Here is a 2958-nt window from a genome sequence, read left to right on the forward strand (position 1 = left end):
GGCGGCCGGGACGGCCCGCGCGAAGTCCCCGCGCGCGAGCCCGCCCGCCGGATCGACGAGGGCGGGGCGCTCCCCGCGCGGGGAGGCGGCGGCTCTCTCCGCGGCCTCCACGGCCGCCTCCAGGACCACGTCGGTGATCGTGGCGCCGTGGGCCGGAGCGCTCGTCTCGGACATGCCGCGAAGGTACGCGGCGCGCGTCCGGCGCCGCATCCGAAGAACTGTGCAGCCGGGTGTGCACGTCACGGGGCCAGGCCGGCGCGCTCCAGAAGCTCCCGGCGCCTGACCCGGCCTCCGGCCGTGCGGGGGATCTCGTCGACGACGTGCACCGCCGACACCGCCCGGGTCGCCGGCACGCGCCCGTTGACATAGGCGAGCAGGTCGGCCTCGGGCACCGGTTCGGACAGCACGGCGAACGCGTGGGGCGCGAGCCCGAGGTCGTCGTCGGGGGCGGGCGCCACGGCGGCGTCCTCCACGGACGGATGGGCGGCCAGCACCGCCTCCGGGTCGCCGGGCGGTTCGCGGCGCGCCCCGGCGAGCCGTCCGAGGATGAACGCCCGCCCGTGCTCGTCGGCGAACGCCGAGTCCCCGGTGGGCAGCCACCGCACGGGTCCCGCGGCGCCCCGCCCCACCGGGAGCCGCACGCACATCTCGCCGGGCTGGTAGGACGGCTGCACCGCCCCGGTGCGCGGATCCACGACCCGCCACGCCACGCCCGGCAGGCCCCGCCCGACCGAGTCGAGCGTCCCCTCCTCGGCGGCGCGCAGGTTGAGGTGGGTGAACCCGCCGGCCTCGGCCGGCCCGTACGCCTGCCGCACCGGGCAGCCCAGCCGGGACGCGGCGGCGCGGGCCCCCTCCGAGGCGAGCGGCCCGCCCGCGACCACGACGGCGCGCAGCGCCCGCAGGTCGTAGTGGCAGACGGCGCGCTCGTGGGCGAGGGCCTCCACCAGCTCCGGCGGGAGCACCGCGACGGTCGCCCGGTGGTCCCACAGCGCGCGGAGCAGGTCGTGGCGTCCCGCCCCGGAGTACGCGACGGCGGTGGCGCCGAGCCGCAGCACCGGGTTGAGCACCCCGTTCAGCCCGAGGACGGTGCTGAACGGCAGCGCGCTCAGCACCGTGTCCGCACCGCCGAACATGGCCGACTCGGCGACCCTCATCAGGCCCGCCACGACCTCCGCGTGCGTCAGCCGCACCGTCCGGGCGGGGCCGCCTTCGCCTCCCGGCGTACAGGCCAGCAGCGCGATGTCTCCGCCGGCGCGGTCGGTCGGCGTGTACGGGGCCGCGCCCGCGGGGGCCGGGGCGGCGAGCAGATCGGTGAGCCGCAGCGGGGCCGCCTCGCCGGTGCCGGGACCGCCGCCGGTCAGGGCGTCGTCATCGCCGCCGGGAGCGTCGGTGATGACGGAGCCGGCGCCGGTCTCGTCGAGCAGGCGGGACGCGTCCGGGCCGGTGAGGGGGAAGGGCACGGCACCGGCCGCGATCACCGCGTGCAGGGCGACGGCGAGGTCCAGGGGCTCGCGCAGGAGCAGGCCGACCACGTCCCCCGGCACGGTTCCGTCGCGTGCGAGAGCGGAGGCCGCGGTCCCGACCAGGGTGGAGAGTTCCGCGTGGGTCAGGGCGCGTCCGGACGACGCGTCCAGCACCGCGGTCCTCCCGGGGTCGGGTGCGGCGCCGAACACCGCGCGGGTCACCGTGACCGCCGGGTAGGCGGGGTCCACGCTTCTGGGGAGCATGGCGCCGACGCTAGGCGGGCGCGTCGCCCCGCGCATGCGCCGAAGTGCGCAACCACCGTCGTATTCGACGGACCCCCGGGGAGCGCACGCGATGTGTACACACCTCGGGGTCAGGAATCCTCCGCGGGGATGTTGTCCACGGCCCAGGCGGCGATCTGGGCGCGGGAGGAGAAGCCGAGCTTGGTCAGGATGTTGGTGACGTGGCGGGCGACGGTGGCGGGGCTGATGACGAGCTCGTCGGCGACCCCGCGGTTGCTGAGGCCGCGGCAGACCAGGCGGGCGATCTCCCGTTCGCGGGCCGTCAGGCTGCTCGGCGGCGTGACCGGTCCGGCGGCGCCCGGCGCGGCGGGGCCCCACGCCGGCGGCCGAGGCCGCGGGACGGTCCCGGGACCGCGGAGCGCGTAGGCGATCGCGTCGTCGGCGGGCATCGCGCAACCCTCGCCCCAGTACTGGGCGACGAGGGGTTCGCCGATCCTGCGGCGGATCGGTTCGAGGACGCGTTCGCGGCGCGCGCCCGTGCCGGGCTCGCGGCCGGTCGCCTCGCGCAGCGCGGACGCCGCGCCGGCGAGCGTCACCGCGCCCCGCTCGTCGCCCTCGCACGCGACCAGGTCGGCGAACGCGGCCAGGGCGCGGGCCATGTCCAGCCGGATCCCGGACGAGCGGCTCAGCGCGAGGCTCTCGGCGAGCGACGCGCGGGCCGAGGCCAGGTCTCCCCGGGCGAGCGCGACGCGGCCGAGCCCGGCGAGGGCCCGCGCCATCTCCGGCCGCGCGCCGATCTCGGCGAGGACCGGCAGGACCGCGGCGTAGTGGCCGCGGGCCGAGGCCGGGTCGCCGCGCAGCTCGGCGAGCCTGCCGAGCCCGATCATGGCGTGGGAGGCGCCCCACAGATGGTCGATGTCCCGCATGACGGACGCGGCCGCGTCGAGCCGCTCGCGGGCCTCGCGCAGCCGCGACTCCCGGATCAGCAGGTAGCCGCGGGCCGCGCACGCGTAGGCGCGGGTCCACTCCCGGCCGGGGCCGCGGACGAGGGCGTCGGCCTCGTCCAGGCGGCGGGCGGCGTCGGCGAAGCGGCCGGCGCGGGCGAGGCACTCGGCGCCGGTGATCAGCGCGGTCGCGGTCATGACGTCGTCCCCGGCCTCCCGGCAGGGCCCGAGCGCCTCCTCGGCGCGCCGGGCTCGAAGCGTGGTGCGGTGACGCTCCTCGCGACACTCACCGGCCACTGGAATGCAAC

At 78.3% G+C, this 2958-nt stretch carries 2 protein-coding genes; both read right to left on the reverse strand.

What is annotated here, in order from left to right:
• Window positions 1–239: 239 nt before the first annotated feature.
• Entirely contained in the window at window positions 240–1727 is a 1488-nt protein-coding gene (locus tag AB0K37_RS41455) for an AMP-binding protein (RefSeq protein ID WP_363991527.1), read from the reverse strand.
• A 110-nt stretch (window positions 1728–1837) separates the two neighbouring features.
• Window positions 1838–2958, reverse strand: a 1121-nt coding sequence (locus AB0K37_RS41460) for a LuxR C-terminal-related transcriptional regulator (RefSeq protein ID WP_363991530.1), incomplete at its 5' end; no start/stop codon positions are given.

The organism is Actinomadura sp. NPDC049753 (assembly GCF_040674655.1).
Classification (GTDB): Bacteria; Actinomycetota; Actinomycetes; order Streptosporangiales; family Streptosporangiaceae; genus Spirillospora; species Spirillospora verrucosospora.

Bases quoted from the DNA above. Each gene is read 5' to 3' on its own strand.
- AB0K37_RS41455 (WP_363991527.1), bottom strand. From the start codon at position 1,727: ATGCTCCCCAGAAGCGTGGACCCCGCCTACCCGGCGGTCACGGTGACC.